Origin of the sequence: Streptomyces sp. NPDC050534 (genome assembly GCF_044457745.1) — a bacterium.
Classification (GTDB): Bacteria; Actinomycetota; Actinomycetes; order Streptomycetales; family Streptomycetaceae; genus Streptomyces.
This window is the reverse complement of the sequence record NZ_JBITHF010000006.1, coordinates 33,451-50,487: the sequence shown is the minus strand read 5'-3', so window position 1 is coordinate 50,487 and position 17,037 is coordinate 33,451. Positions and strand designations below refer to the sequence as shown.

The following is a 17,037-nucleotide window of genomic DNA, read 5'->3' as shown; positions in this document are numbered from 1 at the left end:
ACCACAGCACATGTCAGGAGCGGACTACCATCACCTCATGACCCGTGTACTGCTCGCCGAGGACGACGCGTCCATCTCGGAGCCGCTGGCCCGCGCACTGCGCCGGGAAGGTTACGAGGTGGAGGTGCGCGAGGACGGACCCACCGCGCTCGACGCCGGAATGCAGGGCGGCGTCGACCTGGTCGTGCTGGACCTCGGGCTGCCCGGCATGGACGGTCTGGAGGTCGCCCGCCGGCTGCGTGCCGAGGGCCACGCCGTTCCGATCCTCATCCTGACCGCGCGCGCCGACGAGGTGGACACCGTCGTCGGCCTCGACGCGGGTGCCGACGACTACGTCACCAAGCCCTTCCGGCTCGCCGAACTGCTGGCCCGCGTCCGGGCCCTGCTGCGGCGCGGTGCCGCGGAGCCGGCGCAGCCGCCCGCTACGCACGGCGTGCGGATCGACGTGGAGTCGCACCGGGCGTGGATGGGCGAGGAGGAACTCCAGCTCACCGCCAAGGAGTTCGACCTGCTGCGGGTCCTCGTGCGGGACGCGGGCCGGGTCGTCACCCGGGACCAGCTGATGCGCGAGGTCTGGGACACCACCTGGTGGTCGTCGACGAAGACGCTCGACATGCACATCTCCTGGCTGCGCAAGAAGCTGGGCGACGACGCGGCGAACCCCCGGTACATCGCCACCGTGCGTGGCGTGGGCTTCCGGTTCGAGAAGAGCTGAGCCCCCACCCGTAGGCCGACACAGGTACAGAGGACATGCGCCGCCGCCTGATCCAGTCCACGCTCGCCGTGGTCCTCGTCGTGATCGCCGTGTTCGGCGTGTCCCTCGTCATCGTCGAGACACGGACGATCAGCAACAGCGCCCAGGAACGGGTCAGTTCCGAGGCGCAGCGCCTGGCCAGCATCGTGGACAGCCGTCTCATCGGGGCGGGGACCGTCAGCGCGGACGTCCTCAAGAGCCAGGTCACCGGCGACCGCTACGCCGTCATCGAGATCCCCGGGCAGGCGCCCATCGAGGTCGGCTCCAAGCCCCGGGGCGAGGCCATCCGCGGCAAGGCCACGGGGGAGGAGGGCGAGCGGGTCGTCGTCGAGGAGCCGCGCTCGACCGTCAGCCGTGAGGTCGGCCGTACGCTGCTGATCATCGCCCTGGTCGCGCTGCTCGCGGTGGTGGCCGCCGTGCTGCTGGCGATCCGCCAGGCCAACCGGCTCGCCTCGCCGCTCACCGACCTCGCCGAGACCGCCGAACGCCTCGGCTCCGGTGACCCGCGCCCGCGTCACAAGCGCTACGGCGTCCCGGAGCTGGACCGTGTGGCGGACGTGCTGGACGGCTCCGCCGAGCGCATCGCCCGTATGCTCACCGCCGAGCGGCGGCTGGCCGCCGACGCCTCCCACCAGCTGCGCACGCCGCTGACCGCGCTGTCGATGCGGCTGGAGGAGATCACCCTCACCGACGACCCGGACACGGTGAAGGAGGAGGCCAATGTCGCCCTCACCCAGGTGGAGCGGCTGACGGACGTGGTGGAGCGGCTGCTCACCAACTCCCGTGACCCGCGCACCGGCAACGCCGTCTCCTTCGACCTCGACGAGGTCATCCAGCAGCAGCTCGCCGAGTGGCGCCCGGCGTACCGCAGCGCGGGCCGGGCGATCGTCAGCTCGGGCAAGCGGCATCTTCAGGCGGTCGGCACACCGGGCGCCGTCGCGCAGGTGCTGGCGGCGCTGATCGAGAACTCCCTCATGCACGGCGGCGGCACGGTGGCGCTGCGCACCCGCGTCACCGGCAACCAGGCGGTCGTCGAGGTCACCGACGAGGGACCCGGGGTGCCGGCCGACCTCGGCGCGCGGATCTTCGAGCGCACGATCAGCGGGCGGAACTCGACGGGGATCGGCCTCGCCGTGGCGCGGGATCTGGCGGAGGCGGACGGCGGACGTCTGGAGATGCTGCAGACACAGCCGCCGGTGTTCGGCCTGTTCCTGTCACGCACACCTCCACTGAAGAGGCCGACTCCGGACACGGAGCCGACGGTCAGGTGAGGTGCCGCCGGTACGAGCGGGCCTGTCCGCGCGAGCGAGCCCGTCCGCTCAGCTGACCCGCTGCTCGGCCTTGGGGTGGCCTATTTCAGGCTCCGTGGCCGTTCCCGGCTCGGACTCCTCCAGGAACGACTCCGCGTCCGCGACGGCCTCGCGGGCCGGCAGGGCCCGGAAGACCCAGGTGCGGTAGGACCAGAACCGGAACAGCGTGCCGAGCCCGATGCCGACGACCTTGAAGATGTTGCGCTGCAGCGAGCTGTCCCACCCGAAGCCGTAGATCGCGGCGTACAGGACGCCGTTCTCGATCACCAGGCCGACCACGCTGAAGGCCAGGAACAGCGTGAGTTCCTTGGTCCGTGCGCTCTTGTCGCGGTCGCGGTAGGTGAAGTAGCGGAAGCCCAGATAGTTGACGCCGATCGCGACGACCGTGGCGATCACGTTGGCGCGCACCGCCTGCAGGCTGGTCAGATGCCACAGCAGGTTGGAGACGCCGAAGTTCACGACCGTGCCGAGCGCGCCCACCGCACCGAATTTGGCGATCTCATGTGCGAGCCTTCGCAGCCCTGAGGAACCCTGTCCCATGGTCCTGAAGGCCCCCGTCCGATAGATGCGTGGTCGTTCCCGTCAACCCAGCCATGCTAACCATCGCCCTTCATAAACTCCTGTGGATGCGCTCACAGGTCGGAAACAGGTTGGAAAGAAGGAGGGAAGAGGCGGAAACGTCCGGGAAGAGCCCGGTAAGAGCGCCAGGAAACGGCCGGAAACAGGTCGCGCCGCCGCGGCCGATACCCTAGGTGCGTGACGTTCCCGGTAGTCGGCATGGTCGGCGGTGGCCAGCTCGCTCGTATGACACACGAGGCAGGCATCCCGCTCGGCATCAGGTTCAAGCTCCTCAGTGACACCCCGCAGGATTCCGCGGCGCAGGTCGTCGGTGATGTCGTCGTAGGCGACTACCGCGATCTCGACACGCTGCGCGAGTTCGCGAAGGGCTGCGACGTGATCACCTTCGATCACGAACACGTACCCACCGAGCATCTGCGTGCTCTGGAGGCGGACGGCATCCCCGTGCGCCCCAGCCCGGCCGCGCTCGTGCACGCCCAGGACAAGGGGGTGATGCGCGCGAAGCTCGACGCCCTGGGCATTCCCTGCCCGCGGCACCGGATCGTGAGCGACCCGGACGACGTGGCCGCGTTCGCGGCCGAGGGCGACGGCTTCCCGGTCGTGCTCAAGACCGTCCGCGGCGGTTACGACGGCAAGGGCGTGTGGGTGGTCGACTCCGCCGAGGAGGCCGCGGACCCGTTCCGCGCCGGCGTCCCGGTCCTCGCCGAGGAGAAGGTCGACTACGTACGGGAGCTGGCGGCCAACGTCGTACGGTCCCCGCACGGCCAGGCCGTCGCCTACCCGGTCGTGGAGTCCCAGCAGGTGAACGGCGTCTGCGACACGGTCATCGCGCCCGCCCCCGACCTGAACCGGGCACTCGCCCTGGAGGCCGAGGAGATGGCGCTGACCATCGCGAAGGAACTCGACCTCGTCGGCCACCTCGCCGTCGAGCTGTTCCAGACCCGCGACGGCCGCATCCTCGTCAACGAGCTGGCGATGCGCCCGCACAACTCCGGCCACTGGAGCCAGGACGGCGCGATCACCAGCCAGTTCGCCAACCACGTCCGCGCGGTCCTCGACCTCCCGCTCGGCGACCCGCGCCCGCGCGCCCGGTGGACGGTCATGGTCAACGTCCTCGGCGGCGACTACCCGGACATGTACTCCGCGTACCTGCACTGCATGGCCCGCGACCCCCAGCTGAAGATCCACATGTACGGCAAGGACGTGAAGCCCGGCCGCAAGGTGGGCCACGTCAACACCTACGGCGAGGACCTGGACGACGTCCTCGAGCGCGCACGGCACGCAGCCGGCTACCTGAGAGGCACGATCACCGAATGAGCCCTGTTGTTGGCATCGTCATGGGGTCGGACTCCGACTGGCCCGTCATGGAGGCCGCCGCCCAGGCCCTCGACGAGTTCGAGATCGACTACGAGGTCGACGTCGTCTCCGCGCACCGCATGCCGCGCGAGATGATCTCCTACGGCGAGCAGGCCGCCGAGCGGGGACTCAAGGTGATCATCGCGGGAGCCGGCGGCGCCGCCCATCTGCCGGGCATGCTCGCCTCCGTGACGCCGCTGCCGGTCATCGGCGTCCCGGTGCCTCTGAAGTACCTCGACGGCATGGACTCCCTGCTGTCGATCGTGCAGATGCCGGCGGGCGTGCCGGTCGCGACCGTCTCCGTCGGGGGTGCCCGCAACGCCGGTCTGCTCGCGGCCCGCATCCTGGCCGCGCACGACGAGGATCTGCTCGGCCGTATGCGGGAGTTCCAGCAGGAGCTGAACGACCAGGCCACCGAGAAGGGCAAGCGCCTGCGCACCAAGGTCGAGGGCGCGGGCGGCTTCGGCTTCGGCTCGGGGAAGTGACGCGGATGACCTCCCTGGAGGAAGCCCGGGACCTGCTGCGCGAGTTCCCGGTCGTCGACGGTCACAACGACCTGCCCTGGGCGCTGCGCAAGGTCGGCTACGACCTCGACGCCCGTGACATCGCCGTGGCCCAGAACGCCCATCTGCACACCGACATCCCGCGCCTGCGCGAGGGCGGCGTCGGCGCGCAGTACTGGTCGGTGTACGTCCGCTCCGACCTGCCGGACGCGGTGCCCGCGACGCTCGAGCAGATCGACTGCGTACGCCAGTTGCTGGCGCGCTACCCGGCGGACCTGGCGCCCGCGCTGACGGCCGCGGACATGGAGGCGGCGCGCGGGGAGGGCCGTATCGCCTCCCTCATGGGCGCGGAGGGCGGCCACTCCATCGGCTGCTCGCTCGGCACGCTGCGCGGCCTGTACGAGCTGGGCGTCCGCTACATGACGCTCACCCACAACGACAACAACCCCTGGGCGGACTCGGCGACCGACGAGCCGAACGTCGGCGGCCTGTCCGCGTTCGGCCGTGAGGTCGTGCGGGAGATGAACCGCCTCGGCATGCTCGTCGACCTCTCGCACGTGGCGGCGACGACGATGCGCGACGCGCTGGACGCCTCGTCCGCGCCGGTGATCTTCTCCCACTCCTCCTCCCTGGCCGTGTGCGACCACCCGCGTAACATCCCGGACGACGTCCTGGAGCGCCTGCCCGGCAACGGCGGCGTCGCGATGGTGACCTTCGTGCCGAAGTTCGTGCTCCAGGCCGCCGTGGACTGGACGGCCGCCGCCGACGAGAACCTGCGCGCCCACGGCTTCCACCACCTGGACACCGGCGAGGAGGCGATGAAGCTCCACCGCGCCTTCGAGGAGCGCACCCCGCGCCCGGTCGCCACGGTCTCCACGGTCGCCGACCACCTGGACCACATGCGCGAGGTCGCCGGCGTCGACCACCTCGGCATCGGCGGCGACTACGACGGCACGGCCTTCACGCCCGACGGCCTCGGCGACGTCTCCGGCTACCCGAACCTGATCGCCGAACTGCTGGACCGCGGCTGGTCGAAGGCCGACCTCGCCAAGGTGACCTGGCAGAACTCGGTACGGGTGCTGGGCGCGGCCGAGGACGTGGCCCGCGACCTGAGGGCGACCCGGCCGCCGTCGAACGCGACCATCGAGTCACTGGACGGCTGAGCGGGCGCCGTACCCCCGAACGGCTCCGCACATCAGGAAGCCCGGCGCGCTCCCGTGCGACGGTGGCCGTACCCCCCGAGGGACGAACACCACGTACGGAGCGCGCCATGGCAGATCTTCAGGACGAACTGGACGCCACCGGCGGACTCGACGCGCTGCCGGATCCCTTCGAGGACGACGGCTCCCAGGCGTCCGTCTCCGAGCCCGGCACCGCCGATCTGGAGCGGGCCCGCACGATCCTCGCCGCACACCCCGTCGCCGACGGCTACAGCGGACTGCCGTGGGCCCTCAGACGCCTGCCCTGGTACGACCTGGAGCTCGGCGAGAGTTCCGTCGACACGGACGTGCCGCGGCTGCGCCAGGGGCACGTCGGCGCGCTGTTCTGGTCGCTGCACCTGCCCGAGGGCATCGTCGGGGACAGGGCCGTCGGCGCGACGCTGGAGCAGCTGGACCTGGTGAACACCGTCGTACGGACCCACCCCGAGGGCCTGCGCTCGGTGAGCACCGCCGGGCAGGCCACCGACGCCCGCCTGTGCGGCCGGATCGCCGTGCTGCTCGGCCCGGCCGGAGCCGCCGCCGTGGGCGACTCCCTCGGCATCCTGCGCGCCCTGCACACGCTCGGCCTGCGCCTGCTCACCCTGTCCGGGGTGTCCTGGGCGGGCGAGACCGGGCTCACCCGGTTCGGCGAGGAGGTGGTGCGCGAGATGAACCGGCTCGGCGTCCTCGCCGACCTCTCCGGCGCCTCCGCGGACACCGTCCGGCGCGTGCTGCGGGTCTCCCGGGCGCCCGTGCTGTTCACCCGCTCCGCCGCGTGCGCCCTGCGCCCCCACCCGGCCAACCTCGCCGACGACCTGCTCGCCGGGCTGGGGGCCGCCAAGGGCCTGTGCATGGTGCCGCTCACGCCGGAGCAGACGGGTCCGTCGGTCCGGGCCGTGGCCGACCACCTCGACCATGTGCGGGAGGTGGCGGGACCGGAGTGCGTCGGCCTGTCCGGCACGTACGACGCCGGCACCGGGCATCCCCAGGACCTCGGTGAGCCCTCGCGCTATCCGCACCTCATCGCGGAACTGCTGCGCCGCGGCTGGCCGGAGTCCGACATCGCCCTGCTGACCTGGGGCAACGTCCAGCGCGTGCTGCGCAGCGCCGACTTCACCGCCCGTGCGGCGCAGCAGCGCCGGGAGCCGTCGACCGCGAAGATCGCGGACCTCGACGGCTGACCCGGCGCCGGCCGGCGGGTTACGGCTGCTCGATCCGGCAGAGGCAGAAGGGGTGCCCGGCCGGGTCGGCGTAGACCATGAAGTCCTTCTTCTCGCGGTCCTCCAGGTCCAGCGGCCGCGCGCCCAGCGCCAGCACCTTCTCGTGCGCCGTGTCCATCTCCTCCCACGTAGACCCGGCGTCGAAGTCGAGGTGGAACTGCTGGGAGTTGCGGTCCGCGCGCGGCCACTCGGGCGGTGTCAGGCCCTCCGCGCGCTGGAAGGCGAGCCGGGGGCCGTCCGGGACGTGCAGCACGACCCAGTCGGGGTCGTCCTGCTCGGGCGTACCGCCCACGACCGCGGCGTAGAACCCGGCGAGCGCGCGTGGGTCGGGGCAGTCGAGCACGACGGAACGGAAACGGGCCACGGACATGGGTCCTCCCGGGTCAGCAGGCGCAGAGACAGAACGGGTGCCCGGCCGGATCCGCGTAAACCCGGAAGGTGCGCGAGCGGTCGGCGGCGTCCAGCGGCTTCGCGCCGAGCGCCAGCACGCCCGCCTCGGCCGCGTCCAGGTCCTCGACGGTCAGGTCCAGATGGAACTGCTGCGAGTGGTCGGGCGCGGGCCATTCCGGCGCGACGAACCCGGAGGCGGCCTGGAAGGCCAGCGCCTGCCCGCCGGGCACCTTCAGGTCCACCCACTCTCCTTCGCCCTCGACGGTGCCGCCCAGCACCTCGGCGTAGAAGGCGGCCAGCGCGCCCGGGTCGGGACAGTCCAGGACGACGACGCCCAGTTCGGCGAGAGCCATGAATCCTCCTCGGATCCTCGGAATCCTCAACGGCAGGGTTACCCGTAGAAGAAGGCAACCGGTAACGCAGTTACTGCATACTCCCCCAATGGAGGTAACGTCGCAAGCATGAGTGAGAGATCGGCCGCGCCCGGCGAGCTGGCCCTGGTCGAGTCCCTGGTGAACACGGTGGACCTGGAGTCGGGCAGCGACGCCCTGGACACGGCGGAGGGGCGGGCGCCGTTCGGCCTCGCCCCCGACGAGCTGGAGCAGGCCCGCGAACTGCGCGAGTCGCTGCGCGCGGCCCTGCTCGCCCACGCCGGCCACCCGCCGCACCGCGCGGTGACCCCGCTGGGGGAGCTGCTGGCCGGGGCGCCGCTGGTGGTGACGGTCGACGAGCGGGACGGCGCGGCCGCCCTGGCCCCCGCGGACCGCGGCCCCCTGCTCTCCCGCGTCGCGGCCGCCGTGGCCGGTGCGCTGGTCGATGGCACCTGGACCCGGCTGAAGGCGTGCGAGGCCGTCACCTGCCACTGGGCGTACTACGACCGCAGTCCGGCCGGCCGCGGCCGCTGGTGCTCGATGCAGGTGTGCGGGGCGCGCGCGAAGATGCGCCGCTACCGCGCGAAGTAGTTCCCCCGCCGAGCCACAGGCCGGTGGTGCAGAATGCAACGAGACGCCGGTTCGGCCGACTGAGCCTCGGCCGAACCGGCGTCGCCTTGCGCGTCCGGGGTCAGGCCGTGGGCCGGCCCATCGCGCGGTACGTCCAGCCGGCCTTGCGCCACAGCTCCGGGTCGAGGGCGTTGCGCCCGTCCAGGATCACCCGGTCCGCCGCGACCGCGCCGAGCTCCGCCGGGTCCAGCTCGCGGAACTCCCGCCACTCCGTCAGGTGCAGCACGACGTCGGCGCCGCGCACCGCCTCCATGGCGGAGTCGGCGTAGCCGAGCGTCGGGAAGATCCGGCGGGCGTTGTCCATGCCCTTGGGGTCGTAGACGGTCACCTGGCCGCCCTGGAGGTGGATCTGCCCGGCGACGTTCAGCGCGGGGGAGTCGCGTACGTCGTCGGAGTCCGGCTTGAAGGTGGCGCCGAGCACCGCGACCCGCTTGCCCAGGAAGGACCCGCCGCCCAGCGCCTCGCGCGCGAGCTCCACCATCTGGCCGCGCTGGCGCATGTTGATCGAGTCGATCTCGCGCAGGAAGGTCAGCGCCTGGTCGGCGCCGAGCTCACCGGCGCGCGCCATGAACGCCCGGATGTCCTTGGGCAGACAGCCGCCGCCGAAGCCGATGCCGGCGCGCAGGAACTTCTTGCCGATCCGGTCGTCGTACCCGATCGCCTCGGCGAGCTTGGCCACGTCGCCGCCGGAGGCCTCGCACATCTCCGCCATCGCGTTGATGAAGGAGATCTTGGTGGCGAGGAAGGAGTTCGCCGAGGTCTTCACCAGCTCGGCGGTCGGGAAGTCGGTGACGACGAACGGCGTTCCCTCGGACAGCGGCGTCGCGTACACCTCCCGCAGCAGCTTCTCCGCCCGCTCGCTGCGCACGCCGACCACGACCCGGTCCGGGTGCAGGGTGTCGTCGACGGCGAAGCCCTCGCGCAGGAACTCCGGGTTCCAGGCCAGCTCGGCGTCCTGCCCGGCCGGCGCGTGCTCGGCGAGGTAGGCGGCGAGCCGGTCCGCGGAGCCGACCGGCACGGTGGACTTGCCGACGACCAGGGCCGGGCCGGTCAGATGCGGGGCGAGCGAGGCGATCGCGGCGTCGACGTAGGACATGTCGCACGCGTACTCGCCGTGCTTCTGCGGGGTGTTCACGCAGACGAAGTGCACGTCGCCGAAGGCGCCGACCTCCGCCCAGTCCTGGGTGAACCGCAGCCGCCCGCTGGAGCCCTCGAAGCCGGCGACGTGCCTGCGCAGGAGTTCCTCGAGGCCGGGCTCGAACATCGGGGCCTCGGCCCGCTCGAGCTTCTCGATCTTCTCCCGCACGATGTCCAGTGCGAGCACCTCGAAGCCCAGCTCGGCCATGGCCGCGGCGTGCGTCGCGCCGAGATAGCCGGTGCCGATCACGGTGATCTTGAGGCTCATGGATGCTCCAGTGGGGACGGATTCGCTGCGGTGCCCGAGCATATCCGGGGCTTGCCGCGGCCTTTCAGCGGGCACTTTTCCCGCTGTCGCCAAGCTCACGTATCACTCCTGTGGGCCGCCCCCTAAAATTTGAGTTACTTAACGGTAATTAGCGCCATCACCACCGTTCGTCATCAAGCGTCCTTGGAGCGTGAGAGACCTTGGCCGGATCGGCTGACTTCGACCTGTACCGCCCGTCCGAGGAGCACGACATGCTCCGCGACGCGATCCGTTCACTGGCCGAGGCGAAGATCGCGCCGTTCGCGGCCGCGGTGGACGAGGAGGCCCGCTTCCCGCAGGAGGCGCTCGACGCCCTGGTCGCAAGCGACCTGCACGCCGTGCACGTGCCCGAGGAGTACGGCGGCGCGGGCGCGGACGCGCTGGCCACCGTGATCGTGATCGAGGAGGTGGCGCGCGTGTGCGTCTCCTCGTCCCTGATCCCGGCCGTGAACAAGCTGGGCTCGCTGCCCGTCATCCTCTCCGGCTCCGAGGACCTGAAGAAGAAGTACATGACCCCCCTCGCCAAGGGCGAGGGCATGTTCTCCTACTGCCTCTCCGAGCCGGACGCCGGTTCGGACGCGGCCGGCATGAAGACCAAGGCCGTGCGTGACGGCGACCACTGGATCCTCAACGGCGTCAAGCGCTGGATCACCAACGCGGGCGTCTCCGACTACTACACGGTCATGGCGGTGACCGACCCGAGCAAGCGCTCCAAGGGCATCTCGGCCTTCGTCGTGGAGAAGTCGGACGAGGGCGTCTCCTTCGGCGCCCCGGAGAAGAAGCTCGGCATCAAGGGCTCCCCGACCCGCGAGGTCTACTTCGACAACGTCCGCATCCCGGCCGACCGCATGATCGGCGAGGAGGGCACGGGCTTCGCCACCGCGATGAAGACGCTGGACCACACCCGCATCACCATCGCCGCCCAGGCCCTCGGCGTCGCCCAGGGCGCCCTCGACTACGCCAAGGGCTACGTCCAGGAGCGCAAGCAGTTCGGCAAGCCGATCGCCGACTTCCAGGGCATCCAGTTCATGCTCGCCGACATGGCCATGAAGATCGCGGCGGCCCGCGCGCTGACCTACCAGGCCGCGGCCGCCTCCGAGCGCGGCGACAAGGACCTCACCTTCCAGGGCGCCGCCGCCAAGTGCTTCGCCTCGGACGTGGCGATGGAGGTCACCACGGACGCCGTCCAGCTCCTCGGCGGCTACGGCTACACCCGTGACTACCCGGTGGAGCGCATGATGCGCGACGCCAAGATCACGCAGATCTACGAGGGCACCAACCAGGTGCAGCGCATCGTCATGGCGCGCAACCTGCCGTAACCGCTGCCCCGCAGCCGATCGGCGCAGCGACGACAGAGCCCCCGGAGGGATTCCGGGGGCTTTTGTCGCTTCGGTGACGCCCAATTCGTAGCGGATTGTTCGCGTCCGCCCGATGGCGCCCGGTGTCGGGCGGGCGTAGGACGGTAGGGCACGGGCCCACCCCGGGCCCCCTTCCTCCCAGGAGGAGCCATGACCCAGACCGGACCCATGAGCGCCATGAGCAAGGAGATGCAGGACTGCGTCGAGGCATGCATGACGTGCCACAGCATGTGCGAGGAGACCATGAGCTCCTGCATGCAGAGCATGGGCGGTCAGGCGCAGATGCAGATCATGCGCGCGCTCATCGACTGCTCCGAGACGACCCGGATGTGCGCGGACATGATGATGCGCCGCTCGCCGATGTCGGCCGAGATGTGCGCGCTGTGCGCCAAGGCGTGCGACATGTGCGCCGAGGCGTGTATGTCCATGCCCGACGACCCACAGATGATGCGCTGCGCGGAGGCGTGTCGCCGCTGCGCCGAGATGTGCCGCGCGATGGCGGGCGCCACGATGTGAGTGCCGCGTGACCGCACGTCCGCGAACCGGCTCTCACGCGAACAGCGGCTCCAGCGCCCGTTCCAGGTCCGCCGGCTCGCGGAAGTGCACGGCACGCATGCCGAGGGCGGACGCCGCCTCGACGTTCTCCTCGCTGTCGTCGACGAACAGACAGCGCTCGGGTGCCGTGCCCGCCAGCTCCGCCGCCAGCCGGAAGATGCGCGGGTCCGGCTTGGCGAGACCCACGCGCGCGCTGTTGACGACGTGGTCGGCGAGGTCGCTCAGCCCCATGGAGTGAAGGTCGGACTCCAGCTCCAGGGCCGCGTTGGAGACGAGCACCAGCGGCACCCGGACCCGGGCGCGGCGCAGCAGCGCCACGACCTCCACGTCCGCGCGGAAGGGCGACTCGATCAGGGCGAGAGCCAGTTCGTACGCCACCTGCTGTTCCGGTACGAGCCCGCCGAGGCCCTCCGCGATGGCCTCGGCCCACTCCTGCGAGGTGATCTCGCCCAGCAGCAGCGGCAGGACCGTCTCCCGCGCGAACGCCACCTTCTGGGTGGTGCCCTCGGCGATCCCCGCGACGCGCTCCAGCGCCTGGACGCGCGAGGAGTCGAAGGACCGGATCACGTTGTCCACATCGCACAGAACCGCCCCGAAGGGCGGTCTGTTGCCGTTGCTGCCGTCACTCACTCGAGACCGTGACCTTCTGGTCGTTGTTCAGCTCGTTCACCAGCGTCTTGACCTTCGCCTTGTCCCAGACCAGGTTGCCGCCGGTGGACCCGGAGATCGGCATGTTCAGCGACGTGCCGTCACCGCCGCTGACGCCCTTCATCGCCCAGAACATCGACGCCAGGTCCCACAGGCCCATGTCCTTGTCGACGGTCAGGGAGTCCAGGCCCGCGCCCATCGTCGGGTACAGCTTGAACGGGTTCAGGACCGTCGAGGGGGTCGCCACCTGGTGCGCCAGCGCGGAGAGGAACTTCTGCTGGTTCTTGGTGCGCTGCAGGTCGGAGGCGGCGAAGGCGTGACGGGTGCGGACGAAGGCCAGCGCCTGGTCGCCGTTGAGCGTCTGCTTGCCCGACTTGAAGTCGGCGCCCGAGTACTTGTCCTTGAAGCCCTTGTCGATGTCGATGGTCACGCCGCCGACCGCGTCCACGATCTTCGCGAAGCCGGCGAAGCCGATCTCGACGTAGTGGTCGATGTGCAGGCCCATGTTGTACTCGATCGTGCGGACGAGCAGCGTCGGCCCGTCCTCCGCGTACGCGGCGTTCAGCTTCGTCTGCCGGCCCGTGTTCGGGTAGGTCTTGCCGGAGGTCGACCCCTTGTACGAGGGGATCGTCACGTTCGAGTCGCGCGGCAGCGAGATGAGGGTGTCGCCGTTGCTGCCCACGTGCAGGATCATCATCGAGTCGGTCCGCTTGCCCTCCGCGGAACCGGTGTGCAGCTGCTTCTTCTGCTCGCTGGACAGCCCGGCGCGGCTGTCGGAGCCGACGATCAGGTAGTTCGTGCCGTCCCCCGCGGACGGCCGGTCGATGACCTTGGACAGGTCGACGTCGCGGTGCAGCTTGGAGTCGGCCCAGAAGTACGTGGCGACCGACGTCACGACCAGCACCGTCACCAGCGTGATCGCCGTCCACTTGATACGGCGCCGCCAGTTCGGCCGCGGCCGGTAGCCGCCCTGGCCGCCGGGTCCGCCCGGCCCGCCGCCGTAGACGTGGCCGGTGTTGTAGCCGCTGTCGTAATCGTCGTGTCCGTCGCCGTCGACGTACGTCGGCTGCTGCGGCACACGCCCGCCGTGCGGCGGTGCGGACGGGTTGGAGCCCCCGTACGCGCCCGAGGCGGGGCGGCGGACCTGCCGCATCGCCCGCGCACCGTCAGGCTGTGCGCTGGCGCTGCCGCGTCCGTACCGGTTGCGGTTGTCGTCGGACCATGCCTCGGGCCAATCGTTCATGGGCCCCAGTGTGCAGGGAGCGGCCTGGTCCTTTACAAGGGTCGTAGGAAAATCAGGGCACGGCTGTTGCGAACCCAACACAAAGTCCGCGGTTGTCGCCTCGGCATAAGGTGGAGGCCATGACAGACCAGGCCCCCGCCGTGGAAGCGGACACTCCGGAGATCCCGGGCAAGCCCACTTCGGCGTCCCGGACCACGCTCAGCCACATCATGACCCACAACGACACGAACCTTCTGGGCACGGTGCACGGCGGCGTGATCATGAAGCTGGTGGACGACGCGGCGGGCGCGGTGGCCGGGCGGCACAGCGGCGGACCCGCCGTCACCGCCTCCATGGACGAGATGGCGTTCCTCGAGCCCGTCCGGGTCGGCGACCTCGTCCATGTGAAGGCCCAGGTCAACTGGACCGGCCGCACCTCGATGGAGGTCGGTGTGCGGGTCCTGGCGGAGCGCTGGAACGAGTCCACCCCGCCCACCCAGGTCGGCTCCGCCTACCTGGTCTTCGCCGCCGTGGACGCCGACGGCAAGCCCCGCCCGGTGCCGCCGGTACTCCCGGAGACGGAGAGGGACCGGCGCCGCTGCCAGGAGGCCCAGATCCGCCGCACCCACCGGCTGGCGAGGCGGCGCGCGATCATGGAACTACGGGAGAAGCGTGCCGCCGAGGGCCTCGACGACTGAGCGCTCCGCTGCCCGGGCCGGAAGAGGCCCGTAGTTCGTCCGCGGCACCGTCGTGGCCGGTCGCGGGGTTCCCCGCGCCCCTTCTGGGCGCCGCCGTCACCCTCGGCAGCGTCACGAGCACGCCACCTGGTCTCCCGTCATCACCCCGGCCGCCCCGGGGGACGCGGCCTCCGCGTGCACCTGCCGCACCTGCTTGAAGTCGGCCCCGGCGATCACCTTCAGCGTCGGGCCGAGCCCCTTCACCGGCTTGAGCTCGCTGCCGGGCAGCGCGGCGGCCAGCGACTTCGCGGAGCGGTCCCAGCCGGGGTCGTAGGCGACGACCGTCCGCTTCCGGGTGCGGTCGTCCGCGTTCGCCGGTGTCCGGGTCGTCCGGAAGCCGGCTGCCGCCAGCGCCGCGTCCACGCGCCTGCCGAGCCCCTCGGTGGCCGTGCCGTTCTCGACCTGGACCCGGATCTGCTGCGGGGCCACCTCGACCGCCACGGCCGCGGGCCGCGCCGGGCCCACCGCCAGGGGCTTGTCGTCGCGCAGGGACCTGAAGAGGCGGTCGGCCCCGGCGGTGTCCCACTTCAGCGTCTCGCCGATGCCCTTCACGACGAACTTCATCTGCCCGATGGGCACGGTCGTGAACTCGGAGGACGAGGGGGAGAAGTTGCGCATCGCCCGCCCGAGGTCGAGCAACTCGTCCGTGCCGAAGCCCTTGTCCGCGCGCACCGACCCCAGCACCGCCCGCGTCACGTCCCGGAACTTCATCGGGTTCAGCAGGATCCCGGAGGAGGTGGCCCGCTCGACCAGAGCCGCCAGGAAGCGCTGCTGGCGCTTCATCCGGCCGAGGTCGGAGGCCCCGTCGACATGACGGGCGCGGACGTACTGCAGGGCCTGTCCGCCCGTGAGCCGGTGCGTTCCGGCGGGCAGGTCGAGTCCGGTGTAGGAGTCCTTCAGGGGGGTGGCCGTGCAGATCTGCACCCCGCCGAGCACGTCCACGGTCCGCATGAAGCTGGTGAAGTCGACCTCCAGATAGTGGTCGATCTTCACGTGCGTCATGTCCTCGACGGTCTGGACGGTGAGGTTCGGGCCGCCCTCCGCGTACGCCGCGTTGATCTTGATGGGGTGGGCGGGGATCCGCCTGCCGGTCCGCTCGTCGACGTGTGCGGGCGTCATGGCGTACGAGTCGCGCGGCAGGCTCACCACGCTCGCCCGTTCCCGGTCCTCCGAGATGTGCACGATCATGATCGTGTCGGTGCAGTGGCAGGGGGCGCCGCCCAGGTGGTACCGGTGCCGCTCCGCGTCGCTGATCCGGTCGCGGCCGTCGGTCCCGACCAGCAGGACGTTCATGCCGTGGCCGGCCTGCGGGCGGTTCTTCATGTCCTTGAAGGGGTCGACGCGTGCGATGCCCGCGTCGAGGCTGGTGACGACCGCGTGCCCGATGCCGGCCGAGGCGAGGACCACGACGGAGAGGGTCGTCGCCGCGCGCATGGCCCAGCGCGGCTTCTTCCGTCCTGCCGGGGGCCGGGGCTCGCGCTGGTGCGGCGTACGGGGCGGCTGGGTGCCTCGCTGCGGACGGGCGGGCGCGGCGGACCGAGGCTGCGTGGGCAAGGGGGACACCTCCGGCGTCGGCCGTACGTGGGATCGTGAGCACCGTAGGCCCATACGATCTGTGGCCCGGGCCACCGCCCCGGCGGGGCGCAAAGGTGTCCCCCGTTCGCGGTAACGTAACCGGCGATGAACGCCAACCCCGACGTGCAGCTCCCCGCCGTGTCTGTGATCATGCCCGTCCTCAACGAGGAGCGGCATCTGCGCGGAGCAGTCCAAGCGATCCTCGCGCAGGAGTACGCCGGCGAGATGGAGGTCGTGATCGCCCTCGGTCCGTCCACGGACCGTACGGACGAGATCGCCGCCGAACTCGTCCGCGACACTGCGTCCAACAAGAACGGGCGCGTACACACCGTCCCGAACCCGACCGGGCGCACCCCGGCCGCCCTGAACGCCGCGATCAAGGCGTCCCGCCATCCGATCGTCGTCCGCGTCGACGGCCACGGCATGCTCTCGCCCAACTACATCGCCACCGCCGTACGCCTCCTTCAGGAGACCGGTGCGCAGAACGTCGGCGGCATCATGCACGCCGAGGGCGAGAACGACTGGGAGCACGCCGTCGCCGCCGCCATGACCTCGAAGATCGGGGTCGGCAACGCCGTCTTCCACACGGGCGGCGACGCGTGCCAGGCCGAGACCGTCTACCTCGGGGTGTTCCGCCGCGAGGCGCTGGAGCAACAGGGCGGCTACAACGAGGAGTTCATCCGCGCCCAGGACTGGGAGCTGAACTTCCGGATACGCGAGGCCGGCGGGCTGATCTGGTTCTCGCCGGAGCTGAAGGTGTCGTACCGGCCGCGGCCGAGCATGAAGGCGCTCGCCAAGCAGTACAAGGACTACGGCCGCTGGCGGCACGTCGTCGCCCGCTACCACGAGGGCTCCATCAACCTGCGCTACCTCGCGCCCCCGACGGCGGTCTGCGCGATCGCGGCCGGTCTCGTGGTGGGCGCGGCCCTTACCCCGTGGGGCTTCGTGATCCCCGGCGGCTACCTCGCGGCGATCGTCCTCGGCTCCCTCCCGGCGGGCAAGGGCCTGCCGCTGAAGGCGCGCCTGCAGATCCCCGTGGCGCTCGCGACCATGCACATGTCGTGGGGCTGGGGCTTCCTGACCAGCCCCAAGGCCCTGGCGAAGAAGGTCATCGCCTCCCGCCGCCCCGCGGTGCTCGCCTCCAACTGAGCACCGGGGGCGGTGAGTTGCCCCCTGTGTCGACCCG

At 71.0% G+C, this 17,037-nt stretch carries 18 protein-coding genes; 11 read left to right on the top strand and 7 right to left on the bottom strand.

Annotation, left to right across the window (positions count from 1 at the left end; all coding sequences use genetic code 11):
* Nucleotides 1-37 precede the first annotated feature (37 nt).
* Nucleotides 38-715, top strand: coding sequence for a response regulator transcription factor (locus ACIBN2_RS20295; protein WP_399135875.1), 678 nt, complete (start codon nt 38-40; stop codon nt 713-715).
* Nucleotides 716-750: 35 nt separating this feature from the next.
* The gene (locus ACIBN2_RS20290; protein ID WP_399135874.1) at nt 751-2,025 is read left to right on the top strand and encodes an ATP-binding protein; all 1,275 of its coding nucleotides are present in this window, start codon (nt 751-753) and stop codon (nt 2,023-2,025) included.
* Between the two features lie 48 nt (nt 2,026-2,073).
* Here ACIBN2_RS20290 and ACIBN2_RS20285 read toward each other — a convergent pair whose 3' ends face one another.
* Nucleotides 2,074-2,604, bottom strand: coding sequence for a GtrA family protein (locus tag ACIBN2_RS20285; RefSeq protein ID WP_399135873.1), 531 nt, complete (start codon nt 2,602-2,604; stop codon nt 2,074-2,076).
* 216 nt (nt 2,605-2,820) lie between these two features.
* Here ACIBN2_RS20285 and ACIBN2_RS20280 point away from each other — a divergent pair, with 216 nt between their 5' ends.
* From ACIBN2_RS20280 to ACIBN2_RS20265, 4 genes are all read left to right on the top strand, one after another.
* Nucleotides 2,821-3,960: a 5-(carboxyamino)imidazole ribonucleotide synthase gene (locus ACIBN2_RS20280; protein WP_399135872.1), complete on the top strand. Its 1,140-nt coding sequence runs from the start codon at nt 2,821-2,823 to the stop codon at nt 3,958-3,960.
* Nucleotides 3,957-4,484, top strand: coding sequence for a 5-(carboxyamino)imidazole ribonucleotide mutase (gene purE, locus ACIBN2_RS20275; RefSeq protein ID WP_399135871.1), 528 nt, complete (start codon nt 3,957-3,959; stop codon nt 4,482-4,484). The genes ACIBN2_RS20280 and purE overlap by 4 nt, the downstream gene beginning before the upstream one ends.
* A gap of 5 nt (nt 4,485-4,489) precedes the next feature.
* Nucleotides 4,490-5,665, top strand: coding sequence for a dipeptidase (locus ACIBN2_RS20270; protein ID WP_399135870.1), 1,176 nt, complete (start codon nt 4,490-4,492; stop codon nt 5,663-5,665).
* Between the two features lie 107 nt (nt 5,666-5,772).
* Nucleotides 5,773-6,882, top strand: a complete 1,110-nt coding sequence (locus ACIBN2_RS20265) for a dipeptidase (RefSeq protein WP_399135869.1) — start codon at nt 5,773-5,775, stop codon at nt 6,880-6,882.
* Between the two features lie 19 nt (nt 6,883-6,901).
* Here ACIBN2_RS20265 and ACIBN2_RS20260 read toward each other — a convergent pair whose 3' ends face one another.
* Both ACIBN2_RS20260 and ACIBN2_RS20255 read right to left on the bottom strand, forming a co-directional pair.
* A complete protein-coding gene (locus ACIBN2_RS20260; protein ID WP_399135868.1) occupies nt 6,902-7,291 on the bottom strand; it encodes a VOC family protein in 390 nt (129 codons plus the stop codon).
* 13 nt (nt 7,292-7,304) lie between these two features.
* A complete protein-coding gene (locus tag ACIBN2_RS20255; protein ID WP_399135867.1) occupies nt 7,305-7,664 on the bottom strand; it encodes a VOC family protein in 360 nt (119 codons plus the stop codon).
* A 108-nt stretch (nt 7,665-7,772) separates the two neighbouring features.
* Between ACIBN2_RS20255 and ACIBN2_RS20250 the strand changes: the two genes are divergently transcribed.
* Nucleotides 7,773-8,273 carry a CGNR zinc finger domain-containing protein gene (locus ACIBN2_RS20250; protein WP_399135866.1) on the top strand — a complete coding sequence of 167 codons (501 nt, stop codon included), beginning with the start codon at nt 7,773-7,775 and terminating at the stop codon, nt 8,271-8,273.
* Between the two features lie 100 nt (nt 8,274-8,373).
* Here ACIBN2_RS20250 and ACIBN2_RS20245 read toward each other — a convergent pair whose 3' ends face one another.
* Nucleotides 8,374-9,717, bottom strand: coding sequence for a UDP-glucose dehydrogenase family protein (locus ACIBN2_RS20245; protein ID WP_399135865.1), 1,344 nt, complete (start codon nt 9,715-9,717; stop codon nt 8,374-8,376).
* A 200-nt stretch (nt 9,718-9,917) separates the two neighbouring features.
* On the opposite strand from ACIBN2_RS20245, the gene ACIBN2_RS20240 reads away from it, so the two are divergent.
* Nucleotides 9,918-11,075: an acyl-CoA dehydrogenase gene (locus ACIBN2_RS20240; protein ID WP_399135864.1), complete on the top strand. Its 1,158-nt coding sequence runs from the start codon at nt 9,918-9,920 to the stop codon at nt 11,073-11,075.
* Nucleotides 11,076-11,264: 189 nt separating this feature from the next.
* The gene (locus ACIBN2_RS20235) at nt 11,265-11,630 is read left to right on the top strand and encodes a four-helix bundle copper-binding protein (RefSeq protein WP_393868624.1); all 366 of its coding nucleotides are present in this window, start codon (nt 11,265-11,267) and stop codon (nt 11,628-11,630) included.
* 33 nt (nt 11,631-11,663) lie between these two features.
* On the opposite strand, the gene ACIBN2_RS20230 is transcribed toward ACIBN2_RS20235, so the two are convergent.
* Nucleotides 11,664-12,299 carry an HAD family hydrolase gene (locus ACIBN2_RS20230; RefSeq protein ID WP_399135863.1) on the bottom strand — a complete coding sequence of 212 codons (636 nt, stop codon included), beginning with the start codon at nt 12,297-12,299 and terminating at the stop codon, nt 11,664-11,666.
* Entirely contained in the window at nt 12,292-13,560 is a 1,269-nt protein-coding gene (locus tag ACIBN2_RS20225; protein ID WP_399135862.1) for an LCP family protein, read from the bottom strand. Before ACIBN2_RS20225 ends, ACIBN2_RS20230 begins: the two co-directional genes overlap by 8 nt.
* A gap of 119 nt (nt 13,561-13,679) precedes the next feature.
* On the opposite strand from ACIBN2_RS20225, the gene ACIBN2_RS20220 reads away from it, so the two are divergent.
* Entirely contained in the window at nt 13,680-14,237 is a 558-nt protein-coding gene (locus tag ACIBN2_RS20220; RefSeq protein ID WP_399135861.1) for an acyl-CoA thioesterase, read from the top strand.
* A gap of 111 nt (nt 14,238-14,348) precedes the next feature.
* Here ACIBN2_RS20220 and ACIBN2_RS20215 read toward each other — a convergent pair whose 3' ends face one another.
* Nucleotides 14,349-15,710, bottom strand: a complete 1,362-nt coding sequence (locus tag ACIBN2_RS20215; protein WP_399136668.1) for an LCP family protein — start codon at nt 15,708-15,710, stop codon at nt 14,349-14,351.
* 246 nt (nt 15,711-15,956) lie between these two features.
* Here ACIBN2_RS20215 and ACIBN2_RS20210 point away from each other — a divergent pair, with 246 nt between their 5' ends.
* On the top strand, nt 15,957-17,000 hold the full coding sequence (locus ACIBN2_RS20210) for a glycosyltransferase family 2 protein (RefSeq protein ID WP_399135860.1): 1,044 nt from the start codon (nt 15,957-15,959) through the stop codon (nt 16,998-17,000).
* The last annotated feature ends 37 nt before the right edge of the window (nt 17,001-17,037 follow it).